We start from the raw sequence: 24458 nt of genomic DNA, 5'->3' as shown, positions 1-24458 counted from the left end.
AAGGCGTAAAATTCTAACCAAAACTAATTACACATGGGTAAAAAATTATTATTCCTGCTTGGATTAATGTTTTTTTCATTTAATCAAAACTTGATTGCGCAGGAGCAAACAGTAACCGGAACAGTAACAGATTCTGAAAACGGAATGCCTTTACCGGGAGTTACTGTACTGGAAAAAGGAACCAGTAATGGGACCTCTACAGATTTTGACGGAAATTATTCTCTGGAGGTTGCAGATGATGCTACTTTAGTCTTTTCTATGGTAGGATTTATGAAACAGGAAGTTCCTGTAAACGGTCAGACTACAATCAACTTAGAACTTGCTCCAGATACGGAAGCTTTAGATGAGGTTGTGGTTACTTCTCTGGGCTTAACCAGAGAGAAAAAATCACTTGGTTACTCCGTAACCGAGTTAGATTCTGAAGAAGTAAATACAGTTAAAGATTATAATGTTGCCAGCTCTTTGGTAGGTAAAGTTGCCGGTTTGGTAGTTAATCAGGCCAGTGGAGTTGGTTCTGGTTCTCGTATTACTATTCGTGGTAATAACACCTTAACCGGAAACAACCAGGCTTTGGTTGTAGTAGATGGTATTCCAATTGATGCATCTGGAAACGAATCTGGAGGTAGTATTTATAATAGTACCGTTACCGGTGGTGGAATTACAGATATTAACCCTGCAGATATTGAATCAATTTCAGTATTAAAAGGGCCAAACGCTGCTGCATTATATGGTTCAAGAGCTGCCAGTGGTGTAATATTAATTACTACTAAAAAAGGTACAAGAGGTGCCGGGTTGGGTATATCGGTTAATTCAAATGTTTCTATAGAAGAAACTATGTTCCTGCCAGATTACCAAAACCAATATGGGCAGGGAACCAATGGTGCTGTTTATGCCGATTTAGATAATTTTGGATCTAATTCCTGGGGGCCACTTTTAGATGGTTCTCAACAATTATACTATACGGGAGAGCAGAGAGCATATACTGCACAGCCAGATAATGTTGAAGATTTCTTTGAAAATGGAATTAAAAGTATTAATACCATTTCAATGGATCAGGGTGGAGAAAACCACAGTGTAAGATTCTCTTATACCAATAACCAAACAACTTCGGTTATTCCTAATTCTGAACTTCATAGCCACAACTTTAATTTAAGAGGGGTTATAGATTTATCTGATAAATTAACTTTAGATAGTAAGGCCACCTATTTTACTCAGGAACTTGAAAATAGAGTGAATGTGGGTACAGAGGGTGTTATGGCTTATGTTTATACCATGCCTAGAAATGTTGCTATAGATGATCTAAAAAGATATAAGCCATCTTTATGGCCTAACCCAGAAATGTTTCCTGACGAATATGGGGCAATAAGTTATGCCGGGCAGAACAAGAGTATTGGTAACCCATATTGGATGCTAAATCAGGATACCAATGATGAGCGTAGAGATCGTTTTCTAGGTTTTACAAAATTAAATTATGAGTTTAATGATTGGCTTTCTGCTTTTATTAGAATTGGGGGAGATGTTACCAACGTTAGAACAGAGAATATCCAGGATTATGGACATCACTTCTTTTATGATGGTCGCTTGAATTTTTCTAGTCGTAAGAACGTAGAAATAAACAGTGATTTCTTATTTACAGCCAATAAAGACCTTACAGAAAAATTAAACCTGGTTGCCAATGTGGGTGGAAGTTTGTCAAAACGTACTTTTGAAGGAATGAGTGTTAGTGGAAATCAATTTAGATTGCCTTCCAGGGCTTTTTTAAACAATACTAATGTTCAAACCAGTACACATACTCCGTTGGGAATTAAAAAGATCAATTCATTGTATGGATCTTTTAGTTTTTCTTACGATGATTTTATGTATTTAGATTTAACCGCCAGAAACGATTGGTCATCAACTTTAAGTGAAGATAATAGGTCTTTCTTTTATCCTTCCGTAAGTTATTCTTTATTGGTTAACCGATTTATAGATCCAGATAAAGACTTCCTGGATATGCTTAAAGTGAGAGCCAGTTGGGCAGAAGTGGGTAATGATACTGGAGTGTATCAGTTATACCAAACTTTTAGTGTACCGCAACAGGGTTATTTAGGTTTAACTGTTTTGGAAGGTCCTAGCGTAAAACTAAATCCAGATCTAAGGCCGGAAAGTGTAAAATCTACCGAATTTGGTGTGGAGTTCAATATGTTTAAGAACCGGTTGTATGGAGATTTCACTATATATGAAATCGTAACCAATGATATGATCTTCAACGTTCCTGTGCCTTTCTCTACTGGATATAGTTTCTTCAAAGAAAATGTGGGAGAAGTAAAAAACAACGGTTTTGAACTTATGATTGGCGGTGTACCTGTACAAAATAAAAACTTTAGGTGGGATATTTCAGCCAATATCTCCAGAAATAATAATAAACTGGTAAGTTTAATTGATGGTCTGGATTATACGGTATTGAATAGTCTGGGAGGTCTATCAGTTAGAGCAGAAGTAGGAGGAGGAATTGGTGATTTATACGGTACCACCTGGAAAACTAACGAGAATGGGGAAAGATTAGTTAACGCAGAAGGATTCCCAATAGCTTCTACAGAGAGAGAGAAATTAGGGAATGCCCAACCAGACTTAATCGGAGGTATTACCAATACTTTAAGCTATAAGAACTGGAACTTTAGATTTCTTATAGATGGTAGATTTGGAGGAGAAATTTACTCGGCAACCTCATCTTATCTTGATGCTGCCGGTGTTTCTGAAAGAAGCCTGCGATATAGAGATGAAGGAATAGTCGTGGATGCAATTAATGAGGAAACGGGGCAACCAAACGATACTCAGATTACTGCACAACAATATTGGGGTAGTTACTCCGGTATCACTTCAAACTATGTTTATGATCAAACCAATGTGAGATTAAGAGAATTTGCCTTAACTTACAGGTTACCAGGGGAGTCTATAAGTAATATAGGTTTAACTTCTGCCTCTGTTGGTTTAATTGGTAGAAATTTATTCTTTATATATAAAGAGGCTGAAGATATAGATCCTGATTCTTCTATTGGTACAGGACTTTCAGGACAGGGTATTTCCCTTAACAATGCACCAACTATTCGTAGTCTTGGTTTAAACATTAATATTAAATTTTAATAAAAATAATTATGAAAGGAATTTTAAAGACAATTGGCACAAGCTTGTTGTTGGTCTTTTTACTTGCCGGATGTTCCGATTTTGAGGAGATCAATACAAGACCTGATGCATTTGGATCTGAAGAAGTAAGTGCGAAATACTTTCTTACCGGAATTCAAATAGAACTTTATGCGCCTAACCGTTTTCCCTATTGGAGAGCGCAATTAATTCACGCCGATAGATTTGCTGGTCAATTCACTTTTGGTTATAACGGTTGCTGGTGGTCCGGTTCTCTTGGTTATAATTACAGCGCAGGGTATACCGATGCCACTTACGGTTGGATAGCAGGTTATGTGAGTAACCTAAGTGTTTATCAAAATTTTGTGGGTGAAGGCGGAGACCTGGAAAATCAGAATTTTTACGCGCTTGGTTTGGTAATGAAAGGTCTCTATTACCAAATGTATACCGATACTTTTGGAATGGTACCTTACTCAGAAGCTTTAGATCCAGACATTATTACCCCAAAATTAGATAGCCAATCTGAGATTTATCGTGGAGTAATTGCTGAGTTAGATCAGGCGATGGAGATTATTGGAGAGCAAACAGTAACTGGTGATGGAATTGAACTTCTCGCTGAAAACGATTTATTCTTTAATGGAGATCTTCAGCAATGGAAAAAACTGGCAAACACCCTGAAGTTAAGAATGGCCCTAAGAGCGCAAGGTGCTCCTGGAGCAGATTTTGCCGAAACAGCAATTTCAGAAGCTTTACAGGCTCCACTTTTAAGCACAGAGATGGATAATGCGCTAATGGAAAAAGATACCGAAATAGATCAATTCGGGAATGCTGCTTATGGAGATATCTGGCATAACTTCGGTGGGATAGGATCTCACTGGAATGTTGGAAAAACCCTTATTGATTATCTTAGAGATAATAACGATCCAAGATTGTCGCGTTACGCTGAGCCTATTATTGGAGGAGATTTCACTTTTACAAGACCAGCTGAGGGTGCAGGAGCCTCTCTTTTTGATAAACACGTAGAGTTTGTTTTAGCTGAACTTGATAATGCTGGGGTGCCATATACAAGAAGTGGTTCTGGAGATGAATTTACAATTTCTGTACCTCAGGATCAGGATTACTATGTTGGGCAACCATCAAGATTGAATCCTGAAATTTATCCTCACGTAAAAAACGATTTGTTTTCTGAACCGGCAGATTGGGTTATTAATCCAAAAAACCAGGGACTGGAGATCTTTCCTGAAATTGTATTTACTGCAGCCGAAGGAAACTTTCTACAAGCTGAGGCTATCGTAAAAGGTCTTAGTTCTGGTGATGCTCAGGCATTATATCAGGAGGGAATAAGACAGGCCATGAAAATTTGGAGAGTGGAGGAAAGCGAGATTGAAGCTTTCATTGCTAATGAAGAAATGGCTCAATTAAACGGAACCGATGAAGAAAATTTAGAGAAAATCGCTATCCAAAGATGGATCGTTTCTTATACAGATGGTTTTGAAGCATGGGCAGTAGTAAGAGATACAGGATATCCTGTTGAATTAGCAAATGGAGTATCAGATTACGATATCTATGCAGCAGGAACTCTTAATGGTGAATATCCTCAGCGAATGAGATATGGAAACCAGGAGTACAATACAAACGGAGCAAATGTTGAAGCGGCCATACAGGAACAGGGACCAGATGAACAGGGAACTGAATTATGGTGGGCACAGAATTAGCCTGAATATTTAATTGAATGAAAAAGAGGGAAGTTATTTCCCTCTTTTTTTATGCAAAAATTTCTGGAATCTCGTTCACCTTAAAATTCCAGATGCTGGGTAAAAAGAAATACACCAGGATACTTATTAAAAGAATAGAAAACAGGTTCATCCATAATCCGGTTTTTATCATATCTGGAATTTTTAAATAACCTGAGCCAAAAACCACTGCGTTTGGTGGCGTTGCTACCGGCAACATAAAAGCGCAGGATGCGGCCAGTGTAGCGCTTATTAATAATAAATAGGGGTGAAGCCCCATTGCTAAAGCCATAGGCGCTAAAATCGGAAGAAGCATGGCTGTAGTAGCCAGATTAGAGGTGACTTCTGTCAGAAAATTAACGGCAGCGACAAGAATTAATATTAATAGAAATAACGGCAGGTTTGGTAAGTAAGTGAGTTGTTCGCCTATCCAAACCGCTAAACCTGTTTCACTAAAACCTTTTGCCAGTGCCATTCCGCCGCCAAAAAGTAAAATGATTCCCCAGGGAATTTTCACCGCTTCTTCCTAGTTTAATAAAGGTTTCGTCTCTTTTCCCGATGGGACAATAAATAGTGCGATTGCCGCAACAATAGCTATTATAGTATCATCTATAAAAGGAAGAAAAGGCTGGATTAAAAATGATCTTGTAATCCATAGAAAAGCAGTGCAACCGAAGATAACGAGCACCCTCTTTTCCTGCTTGCTTATTTTTCCTAAAGACTTCAGTAGTTTGTTAATTTCGACTTTCCCGCCGGGGAATTCAGCTTTATCAAATTTAAAAGCAAAACTGGTAAGGTATTTCCAACAAATAAACAACAAGAAAACCGAGATAGGAATCCCTAACATTGCCCATTTTAAGAAACTGATCTCGATGCCGTACAATTCTTCAACAATTCCCGCAAAAACGAGGTTTGGTGGTGTTCCTATAAGTGTTCCAATTCCACCAATAGAAGCGCTATAGGCAATAGCGAGCATTAATGCTTTACCAAAGACCAAAGGTTCGTTTTCGTTACTAAAAGGATTGTTTTTCAACTGACTTATTATCGCGGTGCCAATGGGAAGCATCATGACTGAAGTTGCGGTATTGGAGATCCACATAGAAAGAAATGCTGTGGCTATCATAAAGCCGAGGATTATAAATTTTATTTTGCTTCCAATGAGGTTAATGATGTTAAGTGCGATTCTTCGGTGTAGATTTCATTTTTCGATAGCTACCGCAAGAACAAATCCCCCCAGGTATAAAAACACGTATTTATGACCAAAAGCAGCGGTGGTGGCTTCAATATCTAAAGCGCCGGTTAAGGGGAACATAACAATGGGCAATAAAGCGGTAACCGAAATTGGGATTACCTCGGTAACCCACCAGAGTGCCATCCAGATGGTAATACAAAGAATATCAAAAGCTGCCGGCGGCATAGATTGCGGTGCCCCGATGATTTGAAGGATAAAAAATAATAATGGCCCCGCTATTAAAATTAGAGCTCTTATAAATTTATTCATTAGATATGGTTCTCAAGGATCTACCAAGATATTAAATTTAATAGAGCCGGATAATTCTTTAAAGATGTTACCAACTTTTTTTTTAGTTTAACTACTATTTATTTAGTTAAAATTTTTATTAGGATAAATATATTCTTAATATTGAAGAATAATTCATCATATTAATCTAATTCTTAATATATCATCACTAATGCAGACTTTCCTTTTGATTATTTTCAGCCTTATTTTTTCTTCCGCTTTTGCACAAAACAAAGAGATAGAAGATCAATTTAAGTACAAAGCTACGTACGACCTTACCTGGCAAATAGATTCAACCGATGCTGAGTCTATCCAGAATGAAACTATGGTGCTATATATGGGTGATAATATTTCCAGGTTTACCAGTGAGAACTTTTTAAAGCACGATTCCATTAATGAACTTAGAAAAAAGAATTTTGAAAAGACGGGCAGGTTTATGGCTCCTCCACAAACAAAGTTTAAGTATAAATTATTTAAAAATCTTACTGAAGGAAGGCTTTATTTTTTCGAGAAGATTGCACGAGACAGGTTTAAATATATCGAAGAATTACCTCTTCAGGAATGGGAAATTCATCCTGAAATAAAAGAAGTTTCTGGTTATAATGTACAAAAGGCTACTACCATTTATGCAGGGAGGGATTATATAGCGTGGTTTACTTCTGAAATTCCAGTTTCAGACGGTCCGTATAAATTTAGCGGTTTACCGGGATTAATTATCGAAATAGCTGACACCAAAAATTATTATCATTTTAAATTATCAGGATTTAAAGAAATAGGGACAGCGGCTACGGTCAGCACTGATGAAGATCGATATACTAAAGTTTCTAAGAATGATTTTTTAACTGCTCAGGAAAATTATGCGCGTGATCCTTTGGGGACCTTATCTAAAGCTGGTATTACCATAGGCTGGTCTGAAAAGGAAGAGAAATCTGCAAAAAAGGAATTAAAAGAAAATTATAAAAGTCGAAACAACCCTATTGAACTGGAATAAAGTTTAATCTATGAAATATTGCTATCTACCTCTTTTGTTCATTCTAATTTCTACACTTTGTAGTGCCCAAAAGCTAAGCGATAAATTTGAATATAAAGTCACCTACAAACTCACGTATAAATTGGATTCTACCAATCTGGATGAATCAAAATCTGAATATATGATCTTGTTTGCCGGAGACGAGCTTTCCAAATTTTCCAGTCGGGCAAAAACTCTGGCCAATCCTATTGTAAGAAAAGGAAATACTGCATATACTTCCCGAGAAGCGGTTACAGATTTTCAATATGTCATTTTGAAGCATAGGAGCGAAAATAAGCTGTTTTTCACGAGGACTATTTCACGTGATCAATTTTACTATACCCAGGAAATGAATCAATTTGAATGGGAGATTCTACCGGAGAAAAAGAAAATTAAAGATTTTGAGGTTCAAAAAGCTAAAACTTCTTTTGGTGGGAGGGATTATGTAGCCTGGTTTACTACCGAAATTCCTATTTCAGACGGGCCTTATAAATTTACTGGCCTGCCCGGTTTGATATTGGAACTAGAAGATACACAGCAGCATTATGTGTTTGAATTTTTTGGTCTTGAAAAATTGAGATCGAAACTAAAATACAAGATCAATCTTAGCCAATATGCTGAAACCAATAAAACTGAATTATATAAAGTTTGGAAACGATATATGGAAGACCCATGGGGGTATGCTCCCATCCCTCCTAATATAACCATCTCTGAAGAAAACAAGAAAAAATATGCTGAATCGTTTAAAGAGAGATTTGCGAAAATGAATAACCAAATAGAACTACAAAAATGAGAAGTCTTATAATCGTAGCGCTTTTACTTAGTTTAGGAAATTTGCAGGCACAGGATCAGTATTCCTATAAAGCTACCTATCAACTCGAATTCCAGGAGGATTCGACAGATGAAAACTCCATAAAATCTGAAACTGGTGTACTTTATTTAAGTGAGGAGCAATCACGATATTCCAGCCTGGGTAAAGCAGTTAAAGATTCTTTAGAAAATATGACAAATCCTGTAAACATGAGGATGGACGAGTACAATCAAATGACCGATTTTAAATATACCATCTATAAAGATTATCAGGATAACGAACTTATTTTAGCCGAAAAGGTTTTTCAATATGAATTAAAATATAAACAGGATCTAAAACAGATTGATTGGGAAATTCAGCCAGAGAATAAAGAAATTTTAGGCTTTAGCGTTCAGAAAGCCACAGGTAATTTTGCAGGTAGAAATTATATCGCGTGGTTTGCGCCAGAATTACCATTCTCCGATGGGCCTTATAAGTTTAGTGGTTTGCCGGGACTCATTTTAGAGATTTCAGACCTAAAAAATCATTATCATTTTAGCTTAACGGCATTTGAGGAATTAGCAAATCCGGTAGATAAACTATTGAATTTGGATAATTATAAAACTATTTCTCAGCAAGAACTTGATCAGGTTCGGGACGATTATGACCGTGATCCTATTGGTACAATGCAAAAGGCAGGCATAAAATTCGGTTGGAGCGAAGAAGATGAAGCTAAAACAAGAAAAGAACTAAGCGAAAAATATAAAAGACGAAATAATCCAATCGAGCTTCAGCCATAATAAATCATCATCAATCAAAAAAAATAATCAATTGGATCATTTTAGACAGATTTTCCTATTCCTGATATCGATATTTATCATTTCTATAGGTTATTCTCAAAATGAAATCTCGGGTCAGGTTTTTGACGATCAAGATCAAAAGCTTAATGGGGCAACGGTAATGGTTAGTAAAGATTCTGTTTCTCCGATATTAGCTTATGGTATTTCAGATGCGAATGGAAAATTCAAAATGGCTGTCAAAAATGAGAGTAATTCCCTGTTTTTGAAGGTTTCATACATAGGTTTTGGTACGTTTAAAAAAACAATTCAGAATAAAACACAGGCATTGAAAGTTAAGCTTTCGCCTTCTTCAGAATCTTTAAAAGAGGTGCTCGTGAAATCTGAAATTTTGCGTCAGCGGGGCGATACACTTAGTTTTTCAGTAGCAGCCTTTAAAGGAAAAAATGACCGTGTGATCGCTGATGTACTAAAAAAAATACCGGGTATCGATATTCGGCCAAACGGACAGATTTTTTATAGAGATGAGCCTATCCAGAAATATTATATCGAAGGTTTAGATTTGTTAGAAGGGCGTTATAATCTGGCGAATAATAACCTATCTGCCGAAGCGGTTTCTAAAGTCGAGATTTTGGAAAATCATCAGCCGGTAAAAGTTTTGGATAGTTTGGAGTTTTCAGAGCGCGCTTCAATAAATATCAAGCTTAAAAAAGATATTACGTATAGCGGAACGGCCATCGCCGGGATTGGTGCAGCGCCTCTGCTTTGGCAAGCAAAGGTAACGCCCATGATTTTCACTAAAAAACAACAGGCGATTGTTACTTATCAAAGTAATAATACCGGTAGTGATGTTTCCCGGGAGATTCTTGATTTTTCGATTAATTTTTTAGGCGATCAGTTTACGATCGATAAAACCGATTGGCTTTCGATTCAGAACATTTCAGAGCCGCCTTTTTCTCAGGAGCGTTGGTTGGATAACAATGTGCATTTGGGTTCTGCAAATATTTTACAGCGTATAAAAGAGAATATAGATCTAAAACTGAATATCTCCTATCTCAATGATTACCAGCAACAGGATGGGAGTACACAAACCCGCTATTTTACGCCTACAGATACGATAGATGTTATCGAGAATACCAACAATGATCTTTACGTGAGTACACTTCAGGGGAAACTAACCTTAGAAAATAATGCAGATAAAAACTACCTGAAGAATCAACTGGAATTTAACGGATTTTGGAATGCTGCACGAGGTGTTATAGATCGTCCAGATATAAAAATAAAGCAGCAGCTGGATAATCCTTTCTTCGGAATTAAAAACGATCTACGTTTGCTTAGGACCCTGGGTAAGCAATTAATCACTTTTAATTCGAATACAGGATTTACAGAAAATAATCAGGATCTAATGGTGCAGCCGGGACAATTTGAAGCTATTTTTAATGATGGAGATCCTTATAATGAAATTCAGCAATTGGTATCGGCCAGAAAAATTTATACCGATAATTCTGCCGGATTCACAAAAGCACTGGGGAAATTCACTATCTCCCCAAAATTCGGTTTTTCATTTCAGCATCAGCAGCTAGATAGCGATGTTTTTCTTAATGAGGATGACGAAGTTTTGGATGTGAATTTTAAAAACCGAACCAAATTTGTACAATCTTCGGTGTATTTTAAAAACGCCTTCAGATTTGAAAGTAAGGATGAAACCTGGAATTTGCGTTTAAGGACACCGCTTGAATTTAAAAGCTTTCACCTTGAAGATGATAATTTTGAAGATAGCAGAAATCTGGATCGTTTGGTTTTTGAACCTAATTTTTACGTAAAAAAGAAAATTTCAGCCTTTTTGGAAGCAAATGCTTCAGCAGGATTGAGTTATAATTTTGGTGAAATTCAGCAATTATATTACGGATTTTTACTGAAAGGCTATCGAAATTTAAATCGCTACAATGCACCAATTTCCGAAGAAAAAAAACAAAATTATAGCGGAGGCCTACGCTATCGAAATCCGTTAAAGCAATTGTTTTTAAATGCATCTTACTCGTATGCGTATTCTGAAAATAACCTTTTGTACAGTTCTAATATTGGTGAAAATGGATTAACAATTTTAGAAGCTGTGGCTCGTAATAATAGTTTTGATAATCATAGTTTCAAAGCCGGCGGAAGTAAATACCTTAGGAAATTAAAAACATCGCTTAAACTAAATGCCTCATACAATTTATCAAAGCGGCAACAGCTTTTAAATAACACGCTGGCCGAGGTGACTACACAAAGTTTTAATTTAAGAGGAAGTGTGGAAGCTGATATTTCGAGTTGGCTAATTGCGAATTATTCAGGTAATTTTTCAACTTATACTTCAGGTTTTGAAGGGAGTGATTTTCAAAAAATAGAAAACCATCAGCATATTATAGAACTTTATTTTTATCCTAAGGATAATCAATATTTGAGTTTGAGTGGAGAATATTATGGAAATTCTCTTTCTGAAAATGGGGATAATTATTTTGTAAACCTGGGCTATCAATTTACTTTTGAAAAGCCCAAAATGGACTTGAATTTAAGTTGGCGAAATATTTTGAATACGGATACTTTTATAAATGCATATAACAATCAATATTATTACGTGCAGAGCAGTTATCAATTAAGGCCTTCGCAGGTTTTAGCAACGTTAAAATTTAGTCTATAACTAAGCATCTTTCCTGTCCTCAAAACTTTCGAGATTATTTCAGAATCTAAGCTATAAGGTATTCTAAGTTCTCATATTTGGAGAGTTCTTTGGTATGTTTTTAAACCTCACAGGTTTTAAAAGTCTGTGAGGTTTAGAATTTCTGTTTTATATTTAAGGAAACTTATGTCCCATGAAGATGCTAAAAATTAAAACCGCCCTGCAAATCGCAAAACCAAAAGCTGAGGTTTATCAGGCGATAATAGATACTGAACACATGAAACATTATTTTATTGCTGAAAGTTCAGGGATGATGGAAGAGGCAAAAACAATTAGCTGGAAATTTCCTGAATTTGATATGTGCCGGTAAATGTTCTGAAACTAGTTCCTGGTGAATTCATTTCCTTTGAATGGGAAGGTGCAGCAGAAAAAACTCTACTGGTTGAAATTAGCCTTGCAGAAGTTTCTGAAACCAGTACGCTGGTAAAAATATCCGAAGGAAAGATGAAAGCAGACGAGATGGGCATTCAATGGTATGGCGGAAATACCGAAGGCTGGGCGAATTTCCTGGCCTGTTTAAAAGCCTACCTGGAACACGGTATCAATTTGAGAAAAGGTGGATTTGATTTTATGAAGACGTAAAACTAACGTCATCCTGAACTTGGTTCAGGATCTAACATGATAGAATCTGAACCAAGTTCAGATTGACGGCACTAAATATGATTATTATAAATTATAAAAAAAGAAAACCCGTTTCAATAAAGAAACGGGTTTTTTAATATTTGTTATGGCTATGCCATTACATCATTCCGGGCATTCCGCCGCCCATTCCGCCTGGCATACCTCCGCCACCTTTGTCGTCTTCTGGAAGATCAACAAGGGCACATTCGGTAGTTAAGATCATTCCGGCAACAGAAGCAGCGTTTTCAAGCGCAACTCTTGTTACTTTCTTAGGATCTATAATTCCGGCTTTCATCATATCTACAAAGGTGTCGGTTTTCGCATCGTAACCAAATTCTTTCTTGCCTTCAAGAACTTTATTGATCACTACAGAAGCTTCACCACCTGCATTTTCTACGATAGTTCTTAGCGGCGATTCAATCGCTCTAACCACTATCTGAATTCCTGTAGCCTCATCGTCATTTTCAGCTTTTAATTTAGCAAGAACGGCTTGTGCTCTTACAAGAGCAACACCACCACCGGCAACAATTCCTTCTTCTACAGCCGCACGGGTTGCGTGAAGGGCATCGTCTACACGGTCTTTCTTCTCTTTCATTTCAACTTCTGAAGCTGCACCCACATAAAGTACGGCAACACCGCCGGCTAGTTTAGCCAAACGCTCCTGAAGTTTTTCTTTATCATAATCTGAAGTAGTGGTTTCGATCTGAGCTTTGATCTGGTTTACACGTTCTTCAATTTGCTTGTTATCACCAGCACCGTTTACGATAGTAGTATTATCTTTATCGATAGCTACTTTTTCAGCAGTACCTAACATATCAATAGTAGCGTTTTCTAAAGAGAATCCTCTTTCTTCAGAAATCACAGTACCACCGGTTAGGATAGCGATATCTTCAAGCATTGCTTTTCTACGATCTCCAAATCCTGGAGCCTTAACAGCAGCGATTTTAAGAGAACCACGTAGTTTGTTTACCACTAAAGTAGCAAGAGCTTCGCCGTCTACATCTTCAGCAATAATTAAAAGTGGCTTTCCAGATTGTGCTACCGGTTCAAGAACAGGAAGCAAATCTTTCATAGAAGAGATCTTTTTGTCGAACAATAAAATGTACGGATCTTCAAGATCTGCAGTCATTTTCTCTGAATTCGTTACGAAATATGGAGAAAGATAACCACGGTCAAACTGCATACCTTCAACTACTTCAACGTGAGTTTCGGTCCCTTTAGCTTCTTCTACAGTAATTACACCTTCTTTTCCAACCTTACCAAAAGCCTTGGCGATAAGATCACCAATATGCTCGTCATTATTCGCTGAAATAGAAGCTACCTGCTTTATTTTCTCTGAAGAATCACCAACTTCTTTGGTTTGTTTCTCCAAATCTTTAGTGATTGCAGTTACAGCTTTGTCTATACCTCTTTTAAGGTCCATTGGGCTTGCGCCTGCTGCAACGTTCTTAAGGCCTTCTTTTACGATTGCCTGGGCAAGTACAGTAGCAGTAGTAGTACCATCTCCTGCAAGATCGTTGGTTTTAGAAGCAACTTCCTTAACCATTTGAGCACCCATATTTTCTAGTGGGTCTTCAAGTTCGATCTCTTTTGCTACAGTAACACCGTCTTTAGTCACGGTTGGTGCACCAAAAGATTTGCTTATTACTACATTACGTCCTTTAGGACCTAAAGTTACTTTTACGGCATTTGCCAATGCATCTACACCGCGCTTAATTCCGTCGCGGGCTTGAATGTCAAACTTTATATCTTTTGCCATTGTTATTTATTTTTTAGTCATTTCCGTGAAGACGGAAATCTAATTAGTACTATTATTTATTTTGAAAATTTCCCCGGGAACGGGGAAAAGAAGTCTTATACTATTGCAAGAATATCGTCTTCTCTCATCATTAGATAGTCTGTACCCTCAAGTTTTAATTCTGTACCGGAGTATTTTCCGTAAAGCACAGTATCACCAACTTTCACAGTCATATCGTGGTCTTTATTTCCTTTACCTACAGCTACAACTTTTCCACGTTGTGGTTTTTCTTTAGCTGTTTCGGGAATGTAAATTCCAGATGCCGTTTTGGTTTCGGCAGCTTCAGGTTCAATAAGAACTCTGTCTGAGAGCGGTTTAATGTTTAGTCCCATTTTTTTATAAATTTATTTAGGTTAATTAATCTTTAAATAAGCGGTTAGACTTATTTCTAAAATTGTGCCACCCCGCTTTTACTGCCAATTACCAACAAAAAATGCCAGCTTGTCATAAGCTGGCATTTGTATATTTTATAAAGAATGAAGCGTTTATTGAGCGCTGTCAGATTCTGAAGGTTGTCCTGGCATTTGTGCCGGTGGAGTAGCGGTATTCTCGGGCATTGCTTCTTCGTCAAAAACCCTTGATTCGCCGTAACCAGCATCATCCATAATTGTTACATTAGAGAGTAAAATAAGGACTAATAAAAGTGTTGCTAAGGTCCAGGTACTTTTATCTAAAAAGTCTCCGGTCTTCTTAACTCCACCTACTTGTTGTCCGCTACCGCCAAAAGAGGAAGATAAACCACCGCCTTTAGGATTCTGTACCATAATTACTACTACCAGTAAAAAGGCTACAATAACTATTAATGCTAAAAAAATCGTGAATGTGCTCATTCTTGCTTTGTGTTATTTTCTTGTAATTTTTCGATTGCCCGAATTTGGTCAGCAAAGAAACCACTTTTTTCGGGATTTTTCAAAATTAATATTTTATATGCCTGGATTGCTTTTTTATAATTTTTTTGCTCCAAATAAACACGGGCTAAAGTCTCTGTCATCAAGGACTCAGGCGGGGTTGTGTTTGTTTCGGCCAGGTTGGATTTATTGGTGGGTTTACCGGGTTTTATTTTAGGACTTTTAGAGATAAACCTATCAATAAGTTCAAACTTTTTATGCTGAAGCTCATCTTTTTGATATTCTTCCTCTTCCTGCTCTTCTCTTTTTATGGGTTGGGCCGAAGTAAGTCTTAGCCATTCTGAAAAAGAATGTGATTCTGAAGCATCAAATTCCAGAGGCTCTCCTAACTTCAAATCATCTTTTTCTGTACCAGGTTCTTTTTGAACTTCGGCTTCCTTTTGTTTTTCTGAAAACAATTCTGGATCCATCACCTGTTCTGATTCCGATTGCTGCATTTTAATGGCTTCGTCTATAGCCATACTTCGTTTGGCAAAAACCTCCTCGGGTTCAAAAACGGTAATATTTCGCAATTGCTCTTCCTGATCCTGAATTTGCCTTGCAATCTTGTTCTGATTAAACTCTTCAGAAGTAATAAAATCGAAGAGTACGCTTCTATTTGTGGTGTAGGCAGCGGTTTTCTTAAGTGCGCTGTTGTAACTGAATTCCTGGTGCTCCTTTAAACCTTTAAGCCTTACTGCGCGAGCCGCCTGAAAATACGGAGCCTCCTGGATTATTTTTTCTAATGCAGTGGTTTGGGTGGCGGTAATTCCCGCCGGGTGTTGTAGCAATTTTATGAATTCGGTTGCTTCCATAATTACCAATCGGTTAAAGCGGCATTAAAAATATCCTGGGTTAAACGAGTGTAAATTTCGTTTACCGCGGTTTCCAGGGTGCCTCCAACCAGCTGTGCGTTGGCGGGATAATCGTAATAAAAAGAGAATCGTCTTTCAAAATCTTTTTCCGGTTCCAAAGTATTGTAATACCGAACATTTACAGCAATGGTGAGCCGGTTTTGTGCAGCGGTATTCTCGGAAGTAGCGGTAATCGGTGCTACATAAAAATCGATGATTTCACCTTCAAAAATTAGATCGGCGTTATTGTTTGCCAGGCTTAAACTGGTTTGATTTTGAATAAGATCCTGTAATTGCAGGGTGAAAGTTCTATCTATCCCCGGCTCAACTAAATCGGCCTGGTTTTGAAAGAAATTTACCTGAAAAGATTCAGCTTCGCCGGTATCAGCACCGGTAAAAGAATAAATCCCGCAAGATTGTGTGCATAACAAAAGCACAAGGGATAAAAGAAAAGCAGATTTTTTCATAAAGTAGGGGACTAAAAATTACAGGTTGTATTGTTTTATTTTTCTATAAAGTGTGCGTTCACTAATGCCTAATTCTTCAGCTGCAGCTTTGCGTTTTCCACTATGTCTTTCTAAAGATTTCTTGATAAGTTCTAATTCTTTATCCTGTAAAGAAAGGGTTTCTTCCTCCTGAATCTCTTCAGCAAAATAATATTTATCCTTTTCCCTATTAAGTTCAGATTTTGGACTGTTTTGTGGAATTTGAAGCACCTCCAGGTTTTCGTTGCTAAGTGCATCCAATTCTTCAGCATCTACATCTTCGCCATCTTCATCGTTACCATAAATTTTTTGAATAAGACTTTCATTCTCATCCTGAACCTTCTGCGTGTTTCCGCTTTCCATTAACTTTAAGGTGAGTTTCTTTAGATCTGTAAGATCGCTTTTCATATCAAAAAGCACCTTATAAAGAATTTCACGCTCGTTGCTAAAATCGCTTTCTTTCTTTTTATCGGCGATAACGGCGGGTAAATTACTGCCAATGTCGGGTAAATATTCTTTTAAACGTTCCGGGCCAATGATGCGTTCCTGTTCTAGAACCGAAATTTGTTCGGCTATGTTTCTTAACTGCCGAATATTCCCACCCCATCGGTATTTTTTTAATAAACCTACGGCATCATCCTGAAGTTTAATGGTGGGCATTTTATATTTTAAAGCAAAATCTGACGCGAATTTTCTAAATAATAAATGAATATCATCTTTACGATCCCGCAAAGGAGGAAGGTTTATTTCTACAGTGCTTAATCTATAATAAAGATCTTCGCGAAAGCGTTCTTTTTTAATAGATTCCTGCATATTAATGTTGGTAGCCGCGATAATACGAACATCAGATTTTTGCACTTTAGAAGAACCTACTTTTATAAATTCGCCATTTTCCAAAACACGTAATAATCTAACCTGTGTAGGAAGCGGTAATTCTCCAACTTCATCTAAAAAAATCGTTCCACCATCGGCAACTTCAAAATAACCGTTTCGGGTTTGAGTAGCGCCGGTAAAAGCCCCTTTTTCGTGACCAAAGAGTTCAGAATCTATAGTTCCTTCTGGAATTGCACCACAGTTAACTGCGATGTATTTCCCGTGTTTTCTATGAGAAAGGGAATGGATTATTTTTGGAATACTTTCTTTACCAACCCCACTTTCCCCGGTTACCAATACCGAAATATCTGTAGGGGCAACCTGGATCGCTTTTTCTATAGCGCGGTTAAGGCGTTGATCGTCGCCAATTATTCCAAACCGCTGTTTTACTGCCTGAATTGATTCCATATATAAATGCTATTATTTCCTTGAAGCTAAATTTATACTTGTTTAGAAATAATTGATATTTTTAGTTATTTTCACTATAGCCAGCCGCTTCCCCGATTAAGGTAGCACTGGTACAATCGTTTATTTTTACGTTTACAAAATCTCCAACTTTGTAATTTTCCTTAGGAAAAACAGCTACCGTATTTTGTGTGGTACGGCCGCTCCAATGTTCGCTAGATTTTTTCGATTCTCGTTCAATTAAAACCTCTACGGTATCTCCAAGAAATCTTTGTGTTCTAAAGTGATTATGTTCCCGTTGAAGTTTTACTATTTCAGCCAATCTTCTTTGTTTTGTTTCTGCAGGGACATCATCTTCCAGTTTCCGTGCAGCCATAGTGCCGGGCCTTTCAGAATAAGCATACATGTATCCGAAGTCATACTTTACGTATTCCATTAATGATAAAGTATCCTTGTGATCTTCTTCGGTTTCAGTTGGAAAACCAACTATCAAATCCTGGGAAATAGAGCATTCGGGCATTAATTCTCTTATATAGTCTATAAGTTTGAAATATTCTTCCCGTGTGTGTAGCCTGTTCATTTCTTTTAGGATCCTGTCGCTCCCGCTTTGAACCGGTAGATGAATATGCTTACAAATATTCGGATAAGCGGCCACAACTTCAATCACCTCCAAAGTCATATCCTGCGGATTTGAAGTCGAGAACCTAATCCTCATTTTGGGTTGTGCTTCGGCGACCAGTCTTAAAAGTGCGGAGAAATCTGTAGCCGTGGCCTTTTGCATTTCAGAAGCATTTTTAAAATCTTTTTTAAGTCCGCCGCCATACCATAAGTAACTATCTACGTTTTGGCCTAAAAGTGTGATTTCCTTAAATCCTTTTTCCCAAAGTTCATTTACTTCTTTTACGATACTTTGCGGATCGCGACTTCTTTCTCTTCCTCGAGTAAAAGGCACCACGCAAAAGGTGCACATATTATCGCAACCGCGGGTTATAGAGACAAAGGCTGAAACTCCATTGGTTTGTAAACGCACGGGAGAAATATCGCCATAGGTTTCTTCTTTAGAAAGAAGCACATTTATAGCATCCCGACCCGCTTCAACTTCGTTAATTAGATTAGGTAGATCTTTATAGGCATCTGGCCCAACTACAAGGTCTACGATCTTTTCTTCTTCCAGGAATTTCTCTTTTAAACGCTCGGCCATACAGCCTAAAACGCCCACTTTCATCCCTGGATTAATTTTTTTAACCGCGTTATATTTTTCAAGTCTTTTGCGAACGGTCTGTTCGGCTTTTTCTCTAATAGAACAGGTGTTTACTAAAACAAGATCTGCTTCTTCAAGTTTTTGTGTGGTATTAAAACCTTCTTTAGCAAGGATAGAAGCAACAATTTCACTGTCGCTAAAATTCATCGCGCAGCCGTAACTTTCAATAAAAAGTTTACGGCTGTTTTCCTGCTTAGGCTCCATCACCAGAGTGTTTCCCTGTTTTTTTTCGTCTATTGTCTTCTCCATAATTCAAAGTTTCCTTTTCAGGATTAAGAAATGCAAAGATAAGGGTAAAACGAACTTCTGACAAAGTGACAGCAATTTTTTTAATTTTCTTACGCAACCTTTTCGTGTTTGCTGCATCTATATAGAAACCAACCTGATTATTATGAGATTTTTCTATTGTATAATTACGCTGCTGCTCCTGGCTTTAATGGCTCTATTTACTTCTTGCGAAAAAGATGATACTGAAGGAGAATTTTATAATGTGGCGGTTCCCATTGTAAAGCCTATTGAAGAATTTAGGGCTATGGTGAAGATATCTGAACCAAGAGCCATTGCGGAAGCAGGGAAGATCTACACCTATGGAGACTATGTTTTTATAAATGATGATCAAAAAGGAGTTCATATTATAGACAATACCCATCATCGGAATCCTGTAAAAATTAAATTTCTTGAAATTCCGCTGAATACAGATATCGCGGTAAAAGATAATATGCTGTTCGCAAATTCGGCTATGGATCTCGTGGTTTTTGATCTTAGCGAAATGAATAATATCAAGGAGGAAGGAAGAATGAAAAACGTTTTTCCAAATCATAATAGTCGTATTCCTGCAAATGCAACTTTTGTAGATAGCGATAATTTTAATAGTGAAACCCAGGTTGTAATGGGTTATCTCATGGAGACCCGAAAGATTGAAATGGCCAGTGAGCCGTGGTTTTCTGAAGGAGCAATTACAAATGATGCTAACTATTCGGGAGGCTCGGGCACCGGAGGTTCACTGGCTCGATTTAATATTAACGAGGATTATTTGTATGTCGTAGATCAAAATAAATTATCGGTTTTCAATATTGCCGGCTTAAGAAATCCGGAATTGATAAAAAGCGAATGGGTGGGAAGTGATATAGAAACCATCTTTTACAAAGAGAATCATCTGTATCTTGGAAGTTCTAGCGGGATGTATATCTATAGTTTAGAAGATCCGGCTGCGCCTCAGTTTAAATCTATGTTTAGTCATATTCTAGGTTGTGATCCCGTGGTGGTAAAAGATGATATCGCTTATGTAACGATTCGCGGAGGAAATGCTTGCGGGCAGGAATGGAGCCAACTTGATGTAATAGATGTAGCCGATAAGTCCAATCCGCAATTAATGATATCTTATGATATGGAAAATCCATACGGACTGGGCGTGAAAGACGATTGGTTGTTTGTTTGCGATGGTACCGCCGGTTTAAAAATATATGATACAAAAAATACCCCCAACCTGGAACTAACAGATCACTTTCAGGACATTAACACCTATGACGTCATACCTTTAGAGGAAGTGCTCTTAATGGTTGGGGATAATACACTTTTCCAATATACTTATAAGGGTAATGAGATCAATTTACTAAGTTCTTTTAGCCTCAATTGATTTTGTTTTGTTTGGTTTTTTAAGGATGCCCCGCAAAATTGCGGGGCTTTTTTATAAATTTCAGATAAAATAATTTTTATTCGCGAAGTCTTGAATGCGGCTGTTTTACAAGGTATTTGTAGTTGTTTTATAAAATCATGTAGGCTGTTAAAAAAAAATTGATATACTTTTGCAGCTAGAAAAATAGAGTTATGGCAAAGAATTTAGTGATTGTAGAGTCCCCTGCCAAGGCAAAAACCATCGAGAAATTTTTAGGAAAAGATTATAAGGTAGCGTCCAGTTTTGGGCACATAGCCGACTTACCTACGAAAGAATTAGGTGTAGATACTGATGGCGATTTTAAACCAAAATATATAGTTTCTAAAGACAAGAAAGATGTAGTTAGAAAACTTAAAGGTTTCGCCAAAGATGCAGAAATGGTTTGGTTGGCAAGTGATGAAGACCGGGAGGGAGAAGCTATTGCCTGGCACCTTGCAGAGGAGCTTAATCTTAAAGAAGAGAAAACAAAAAGAATTGTTTTTCACGAGATCACTAAATCGGCTATTCTTAAAGCAATTGATAATCCAAGAGGAATTAATTATAACCTGGTAAATGCCCAACAAGCGCGTAGGGTTTTAGACAGGTTGGTAGGATACGAGCTTTCACCGGTTTTATGGCGAAAAGTTAAAGGAGGTCTTTCTGCCGGAAGAGTGCAATCTGTTTCAGTGCGACTTATTGTAGAAAGAGAGCGAGAAATTCAAAATTTTACTGCGGAAGCTTCCTTTAGAATAGACGCCGAATTTACTACAGAAGATGGTAAATCTTTTAAAGCTAAAATTCCAAAGAACTTCGATTCCAGGGAAGAAGCTGAAGCATTTCTTCAGCAAAACCTTGGCTCAGATTATAAAGTAGCAGAACTTACTACCAAACCTGCAAAAAAATCTCCGGCACCGCCGTTTACCACTTCAACTTTGCAACAGGAAGCTGCCAGGAAGTTGTATTTTTCAGTAAGTAAAACCATGACTATGGCACAACGTTTATACGAAGCGGGTCATATTACTTATATGAGAACAGATTCGGTAAACCTTTCAGAAGATGCTAGAAAAGGTGCTAAAGAAGAAATTTTAAAAGCTTACGGAGATAAATACGCTAAATCCAGGCAGTTTAAAGGAAAAACTAAAGGCGCACAGGAAGCTCATGAGGCGATTAGGCCAACTAATTTTGCGAATCATTCGGTAAGAGCAGATCGGGACGAGCAGCGCTTATATGAGTTGATCTGGAAACGAGCAATCGCCTCGCAAATGAGTGAAGCCCAATTAGAGCGTACCAATGTAAAAATTGAAGCTTCTAAGCACGACAAATTGTTTACTGCAAATGGTGAGGTATTGAAATTTGATGGTTTTCTAAAAGTTTATTTAGAAGGCACAGATGATGATGAAGATGCAGAAGAGCAAAACGGAATGTTACCGGCTTTAAAGGAAAATCAGCCGCTTAACAATAAATATATAACCGCAACCGAACGATTTACAAGACCGCCATATAGATATACAGAAGCTTCTTTAGTGAAGAAACTGGAAGAATTGGGAATTGGACGTCCTTCTACCTATGCGCCTACAATTTCTACCATTCAGAATAGGAATTATATAGAAAAAGGATCGGTAGATGGTACAGAGCGCGAGTATTTGCAATTTGTGCTTAAACGAGAAGATATTAAAGAGAATAAATTAACTGAAACCGTTGGAAGTGATAAAGGGAAATTAGTACCAACTGCCGTAGGTATGGTGGTGAACGATTTTCTTGTGAATCATTTTTCAAACATTCTTGATTATAATTTTACCGCTAGAGTTGAACAAAGTTTTGATGATATCGCGGAAGGAAATGAAGAGTGGACGCATATGATGAAAGAATTCTATGAAGACTTTCATCCGCAGGTTGTAGATGTAGCTAAAAATGCCGACCGTGAAGTTGGAGAAAGGATTTTAGGCGAGGATCCGGAAACCGGAAAACCGGTAAGTGTACGCTTAGGGAAATTTGGGCCGATGGTTCAAATTGGTTCTGTAGAGGATGATGAAAAACCAAAATTCGCCAGTCTTGGTCCAGACCAGACTTTAGATTCGGTTACTTACGAAGAAGCGATGGATCTTTTTCAGCTTCCGAAGGAATTAGGGGAATATAAAGATGAAAAAGTTGAGGTAAATAATGGCCGTTTTGGTCCTTATGTGAAATTTGGTAAAAAATATGTTTCTCTTGAAAAAGGGGAAGATCCATTAAACGTAGATTTTGAACGTGCAATGGAGTTGATAAAGGAAAAGGAAAAAGCAGATGCGCCAATTCACCATTACGAAGATATGCCGGTACAAAAAGGGGTAGGTCGTTTTGGTCCTTTCTTAAAGTGGAATGGTATTTTTATTAATGTCAACAAGAAATACGATTTTGATAATTTATCTATTGAAGATATTGAAACCCTAATTGAGGATAAAAAGCGTAAAGAGCGTGAGAAGTTGATCCACAACTGGGAAGAAGAGGGAATTAGAGTTGAAAAGGCACGTTGGGGAAGATTTAATATCATAAAAGGCAAGACTAAAATTGAATTGCCAAAAACCACAGATGCCGAGAATTTGACTTTACAGGAGGTGCAGGAGATTTTAGAAGAAAAGTCTAAAAAGAAGAAAAAAACCACCAAAAAGAAAGCTCCGGCTAAAAAGAAAACTGCAGCTAAGAAGACGACTGCGAAAAAGAAAACCACTACCAAAAAGAAGAAATAATATATGGATTTAGATTTTCTGAGTCCCCTTTCTGAAGATTTGCTAAGAGAAATTGCCGGTTTTGGTGAACATTCCCTTGGAAATTCAGTTAAGAAACATACTATTGCTAAGGGTTTGCCAGACCTGGAAGGTGTACAGATGGCCATTGTTGGTATAAAAGAAAACCGACTTGGTGAGGAAATAGACTTTCTTGATTTTGTTGATGTGAGAAAGGCATTTTATAGCTTATTCCCAGGAAACTGGCACGTTAATATTGCCGATCTGGGAGATATTGAAAAAGGCGAAACCGTAGAGGATACTTATTTTGCGGTGCAAACTCTCGTGGCCCAATTAGTGAAAAAAGATGTGATTCCCGTCCTTTTAGGCGGAAGTCAGGATTTGGTTTACGCCCAATACCGGGCTTACGATACTTTAGATCAAATGGTAAATCTTGTAAATATAGATAGCCGTTTTGATTTGGGAGATGCTGAAAGCCCGATTAGTAACAGGTCTTATATTAGTAAAATAGTGGTGAATCAGCCATATAATTTGTTTAATTATTCGAATATTGGCTATCAAACTTACTTTAATTCCCAGGACGAAATAGAGCTGATGGAGCGTCTCTTTTTCGATGCATATCGTTTAGGAGAGGTAAGCAATAATTTCAAACTGGTTGAGCCGGTAATGCGTGATGCAAATATGGTAGCTATAGATTTAGCTGCGGTTAGTGCGCCTTCTTCCGGCTCAAGAGATATTGCTTCGCCTAATGGATTTGATGGGAAAGAAATTTGCGCACTTACTCGATACGCCGGGATTAGTGATAAAGTGAGTTCTTTTGGGATTTACGAATATGATAATCTTAAATTCGGGAATTTAGGAGCTATGTTAATGGCGCAAATGATGTGGTATTTTGCTGAAGGTATAAATTACCGTACTAATGAAAATACTATTTCGGCAAAAAAAGAGTTTATAAAGTATCAGGTGCCCATAGACGATGAGATTTTAGTATTCTACAAAAGTCCCGTAAGTGGGAGGTGGTGGATAGAAATTCCGTTTCTTGCGGACGTAGATACTAAATTGAAAAGAAGTACGTTATTACCTTGCAGCGAAGAAGATTATTTAGAGGCCTGCAATCAGGTAATTCCTGAAAGATGGTACAAAGCAAAAAGAAAAAACGAAGTTTAAAATAAATTCATGCATTAATTTGATTTACTGTATTTTTACCCAA

The 24458-nt window shown here is 37.5% G+C and carries 18 protein-coding genes and 1 pseudogene; 11 read left to right on the top strand and 8 right to left on the bottom strand.

Annotated features, from left to right (window positions below):
- Positions 1 to 33: 33 nt before the first annotated feature.
- A complete protein-coding gene (locus B5440_RS01860; RefSeq protein WP_070053793.1) occupies positions 34 to 3123 on the top strand; it encodes a SusC/RagA family TonB-linked outer membrane protein in 3090 nt (1029 codons plus the stop codon).
- Positions 3124 to 3134: 11 nt separating this feature from the next.
- Positions 3135 to 4835 (top strand): SusD/RagB family nutrient-binding outer membrane lipoprotein, encoded by a 1701-nt coding sequence (locus tag B5440_RS01855; protein WP_070053792.1) that lies wholly within the window; start codon positions 3135 to 3137, stop codon positions 4833 to 4835.
- 49 nt (positions 4836 to 4884) lie between these two features.
- Here B5440_RS01855 and B5440_RS01850 read toward each other — a convergent pair.
- A pseudogene (locus B5440_RS01850) lies at positions 4885 to 6354 on the bottom strand (SLC13 family permease).
- Positions 6355 to 6544: 190 nt separating this feature from the next.
- On the opposite strand from B5440_RS01850, the gene B5440_RS01845 reads away from it, so the two are divergent.
- From B5440_RS01845 to B5440_RS15675, 6 genes are all read left to right on the top strand, one after another.
- The gene (locus B5440_RS01845; RefSeq protein WP_070053791.1) at positions 6545 to 7363 is read left to right on the top strand and encodes a GLPGLI family protein; all 819 of its coding nucleotides are present in this window, start codon (positions 6545 to 6547) and stop codon (positions 7361 to 7363) included.
- 10 nt (positions 7364 to 7373) lie between these two features.
- A complete protein-coding gene (locus tag B5440_RS01840) occupies positions 7374 to 8174 on the top strand; it encodes a GLPGLI family protein (RefSeq protein WP_070053790.1) in 801 nt (266 codons plus the stop codon).
- A complete protein-coding gene (locus B5440_RS01835) occupies positions 8171 to 8971 on the top strand; it encodes a GLPGLI family protein (protein WP_070053789.1) in 801 nt (266 codons plus the stop codon). The genes B5440_RS01840 and B5440_RS01835 overlap by 4 nt, the downstream gene beginning before the upstream one ends.
- A 31-nt stretch (positions 8972 to 9002) precedes the next feature.
- Complete coding sequence (locus tag B5440_RS01830; protein ID WP_070053788.1) at positions 9003 to 11648, top strand: carboxypeptidase-like regulatory domain-containing protein; 2646 nt, start codon at positions 9003 to 9005, stop codon at positions 11646 to 11648.
- A gap of 172 nt (positions 11649 to 11820) precedes the next feature.
- Complete coding sequence (locus B5440_RS15680; protein WP_232755995.1) at positions 11821 to 11997, top strand: SRPBCC family protein; 177 nt, start codon at positions 11821 to 11823, stop codon at positions 11995 to 11997.
- Entirely contained in the window at positions 11988 to 12269 is a 282-nt protein-coding gene (locus tag B5440_RS15675) for an SRPBCC domain-containing protein (protein WP_232755994.1), read from the top strand. Before B5440_RS15680 ends, B5440_RS15675 begins: the two co-directional genes overlap by 10 nt.
- A 157-nt stretch (positions 12270 to 12426) precedes the next feature.
- Here the strand turns inward: B5440_RS15675 and groL are convergent, their stop codons facing one another.
- The 7 genes from groL to miaB all read right to left on the bottom strand — a co-directional run bounded on the left by groL (position 12427) and on the right by miaB (position 19120).
- Positions 12427 to 14067: a chaperonin GroEL gene (groL, locus tag B5440_RS01820; RefSeq protein WP_057482962.1), complete on the bottom strand. Its 1641-nt coding sequence runs from the start codon at positions 14065 to 14067 to the stop codon at positions 12427 to 12429.
- Positions 14068 to 14162: 95 nt separating this feature from the next.
- Complete coding sequence (locus B5440_RS01815) at positions 14163 to 14438, bottom strand: co-chaperone GroES (RefSeq protein WP_057482963.1); 276 nt, start codon at positions 14436 to 14438, stop codon at positions 14163 to 14165.
- Positions 14439 to 14591: 153 nt separating this feature from the next.
- A complete protein-coding gene (gene secG / locus B5440_RS01810) occupies positions 14592 to 14936 on the bottom strand; it encodes a preprotein translocase subunit SecG (RefSeq protein ID WP_070053787.1) in 345 nt (114 codons plus the stop codon).
- The gene (locus B5440_RS01805) at positions 14933 to 15808 is read right to left on the bottom strand and encodes a hypothetical protein (protein WP_070053786.1); all 876 of its coding nucleotides are present in this window, start codon (positions 15806 to 15808) and stop codon (positions 14933 to 14935) included. Before B5440_RS01805 ends, secG begins: the two co-directional genes overlap by 4 nt.
- Before the next feature lie 2 nt (positions 15809 to 15810).
- The gene (locus tag B5440_RS01800) at positions 15811 to 16314 is read right to left on the bottom strand and encodes an LptE family protein (RefSeq protein WP_070053785.1); all 504 of its coding nucleotides are present in this window, start codon (positions 16312 to 16314) and stop codon (positions 15811 to 15813) included.
- Positions 16315 to 16332: 18 nt separating this feature from the next.
- Positions 16333 to 17613: a sigma 54-interacting transcriptional regulator gene (locus B5440_RS01795; RefSeq protein WP_070053784.1), complete on the bottom strand. Its 1281-nt coding sequence runs from the start codon at positions 17611 to 17613 to the stop codon at positions 16333 to 16335.
- A 61-nt stretch (positions 17614 to 17674) separates the two neighbouring features.
- Entirely contained in the window at positions 17675 to 19120 is a 1446-nt protein-coding gene (gene miaB / locus B5440_RS01790; protein ID WP_070053783.1) for a tRNA (N6-isopentenyl adenosine(37)-C2)-methylthiotransferase MiaB, read from the bottom strand.
- A gap of 142 nt (positions 19121 to 19262) precedes the next feature.
- On the opposite strand from miaB, the gene B5440_RS01785 reads away from it, so the two are divergent.
- The 3 genes from B5440_RS01785 (at position 19263) to B5440_RS01775 (ending at position 24415) form a co-directional block, all read left to right on the top strand.
- Positions 19263 to 20507: an LVIVD repeat-containing protein gene (locus B5440_RS01785; RefSeq protein ID WP_070053782.1), complete on the top strand. Its 1245-nt coding sequence runs from the start codon at positions 19263 to 19265 to the stop codon at positions 20505 to 20507.
- A 191-nt stretch (positions 20508 to 20698) separates the two neighbouring features.
- Positions 20699 to 23251 (top strand): type I DNA topoisomerase, encoded by a 2553-nt coding sequence (gene topA, locus B5440_RS01780; protein WP_070053781.1) that lies wholly within the window; start codon positions 20699 to 20701, stop codon positions 23249 to 23251.
- A gap of 3 nt (positions 23252 to 23254) precedes the next feature.
- Positions 23255 to 24415: a formimidoylglutamase gene (locus B5440_RS01775; protein WP_070053780.1), complete on the top strand. Its 1161-nt coding sequence runs from the start codon at positions 23255 to 23257 to the stop codon at positions 24413 to 24415.
- Positions 24416 to 24458 lie beyond the last annotated feature (43 nt).

It is taken from the genome of Salegentibacter salarius, assembly GCF_900168265.1.
Lineage (GTDB): Bacteria > Bacteroidota > Bacteroidia > Flavobacteriales > Flavobacteriaceae > Salegentibacter > Salegentibacter salarius.
Note: the sequence above shows the minus strand (reverse complement) of the source record. Positions and strands in the feature narration are given on the sequence as shown.

What these genes read in the sequence shown, in the direction of transcription:
- B5440_RS01860 (WP_070053793.1), top strand. Translation starts at nt 34, where the DNA reads ATGGGTAAAAAATTATTATTCCTGCTTGGATTAATGTTTTTTTCATTT.
- B5440_RS01855 (WP_070053792.1), top strand. Translation starts at nt 3,135, where the DNA reads ATGAAAGGAATTTTAAAGACAATTGGCACAAGCTTGTTGTTGGTCTTT.
- B5440_RS01845 (WP_070053791.1), top strand. Translation starts at nt 6,545, where the DNA reads ATGCAGACTTTCCTTTTGATTATTTTCAGCCTTATTTTTTCTTCCGCT.
- B5440_RS01840 (WP_070053790.1), top strand. Translation starts at nt 7,374, where the DNA reads ATGAAATATTGCTATCTACCTCTTTTGTTCATTCTAATTTCTACACTT.
- B5440_RS01835 (WP_070053789.1), top strand. Translation starts at nt 8,171, where the DNA reads ATGAGAAGTCTTATAATCGTAGCGCTTTTACTTAGTTTAGGAAATTTG.
- B5440_RS15680 (WP_232755995.1), top strand. Translation starts at nt 11,821, where the DNA reads ATGAAGATGCTAAAAATTAAAACCGCCCTGCAAATCGCAAAACCAAAA.
- groL (WP_057482962.1), bottom strand. Translation starts at nt 14,067, where the DNA reads ATGGCAAAAGATATAAAGTTTGACATTCAAGCCCGCGACGGAATTAAG.
- B5440_RS01815 (WP_057482963.1), bottom strand. Translation starts at nt 14,438, where the DNA reads ATGGGACTAAACATTAAACCGCTCTCAGACAGAGTTCTTATTGAACCT.
- secG (WP_070053787.1), bottom strand. Translation starts at nt 14,936, where the DNA reads ATGAGCACATTCACGATTTTTTTAGCATTAATAGTTATTGTAGCCTTT.
- B5440_RS01805 (WP_070053786.1), bottom strand. Translation starts at nt 15,808, where the DNA reads ATGGAAGCAACCGAATTCATAAAATTGCTACAACACCCGGCGGGAATT.
- B5440_RS01800 (WP_070053785.1), bottom strand. Translation starts at nt 16,314, where the DNA reads ATGAAAAAATCTGCTTTTCTTTTATCCCTTGTGCTTTTGTTATGCACA.
- B5440_RS01795 (WP_070053784.1), bottom strand. Translation starts at nt 17,613, where the DNA reads ATGGAATCAATTCAGGCAGTAAAACAGCGGTTTGGAATAATTGGCGAC.
- miaB (WP_070053783.1), bottom strand. Translation starts at nt 19,120, where the DNA reads ATGGAGAAGACAATAGACGAAAAAAAACAGGGAAACACTCTGGTGATG.
- B5440_RS01785 (WP_070053782.1), top strand. Translation starts at nt 19,263, where the DNA reads ATGAGATTTTTCTATTGTATAATTACGCTGCTGCTCCTGGCTTTAATG.
- topA (WP_070053781.1), top strand. Translation starts at nt 20,699, where the DNA reads ATGGCAAAGAATTTAGTGATTGTAGAGTCCCCTGCCAAGGCAAAAACC.
- B5440_RS01775 (WP_070053780.1), top strand. Translation starts at nt 23,255, where the DNA reads ATGGATTTAGATTTTCTGAGTCCCCTTTCTGAAGATTTGCTAAGAGAA.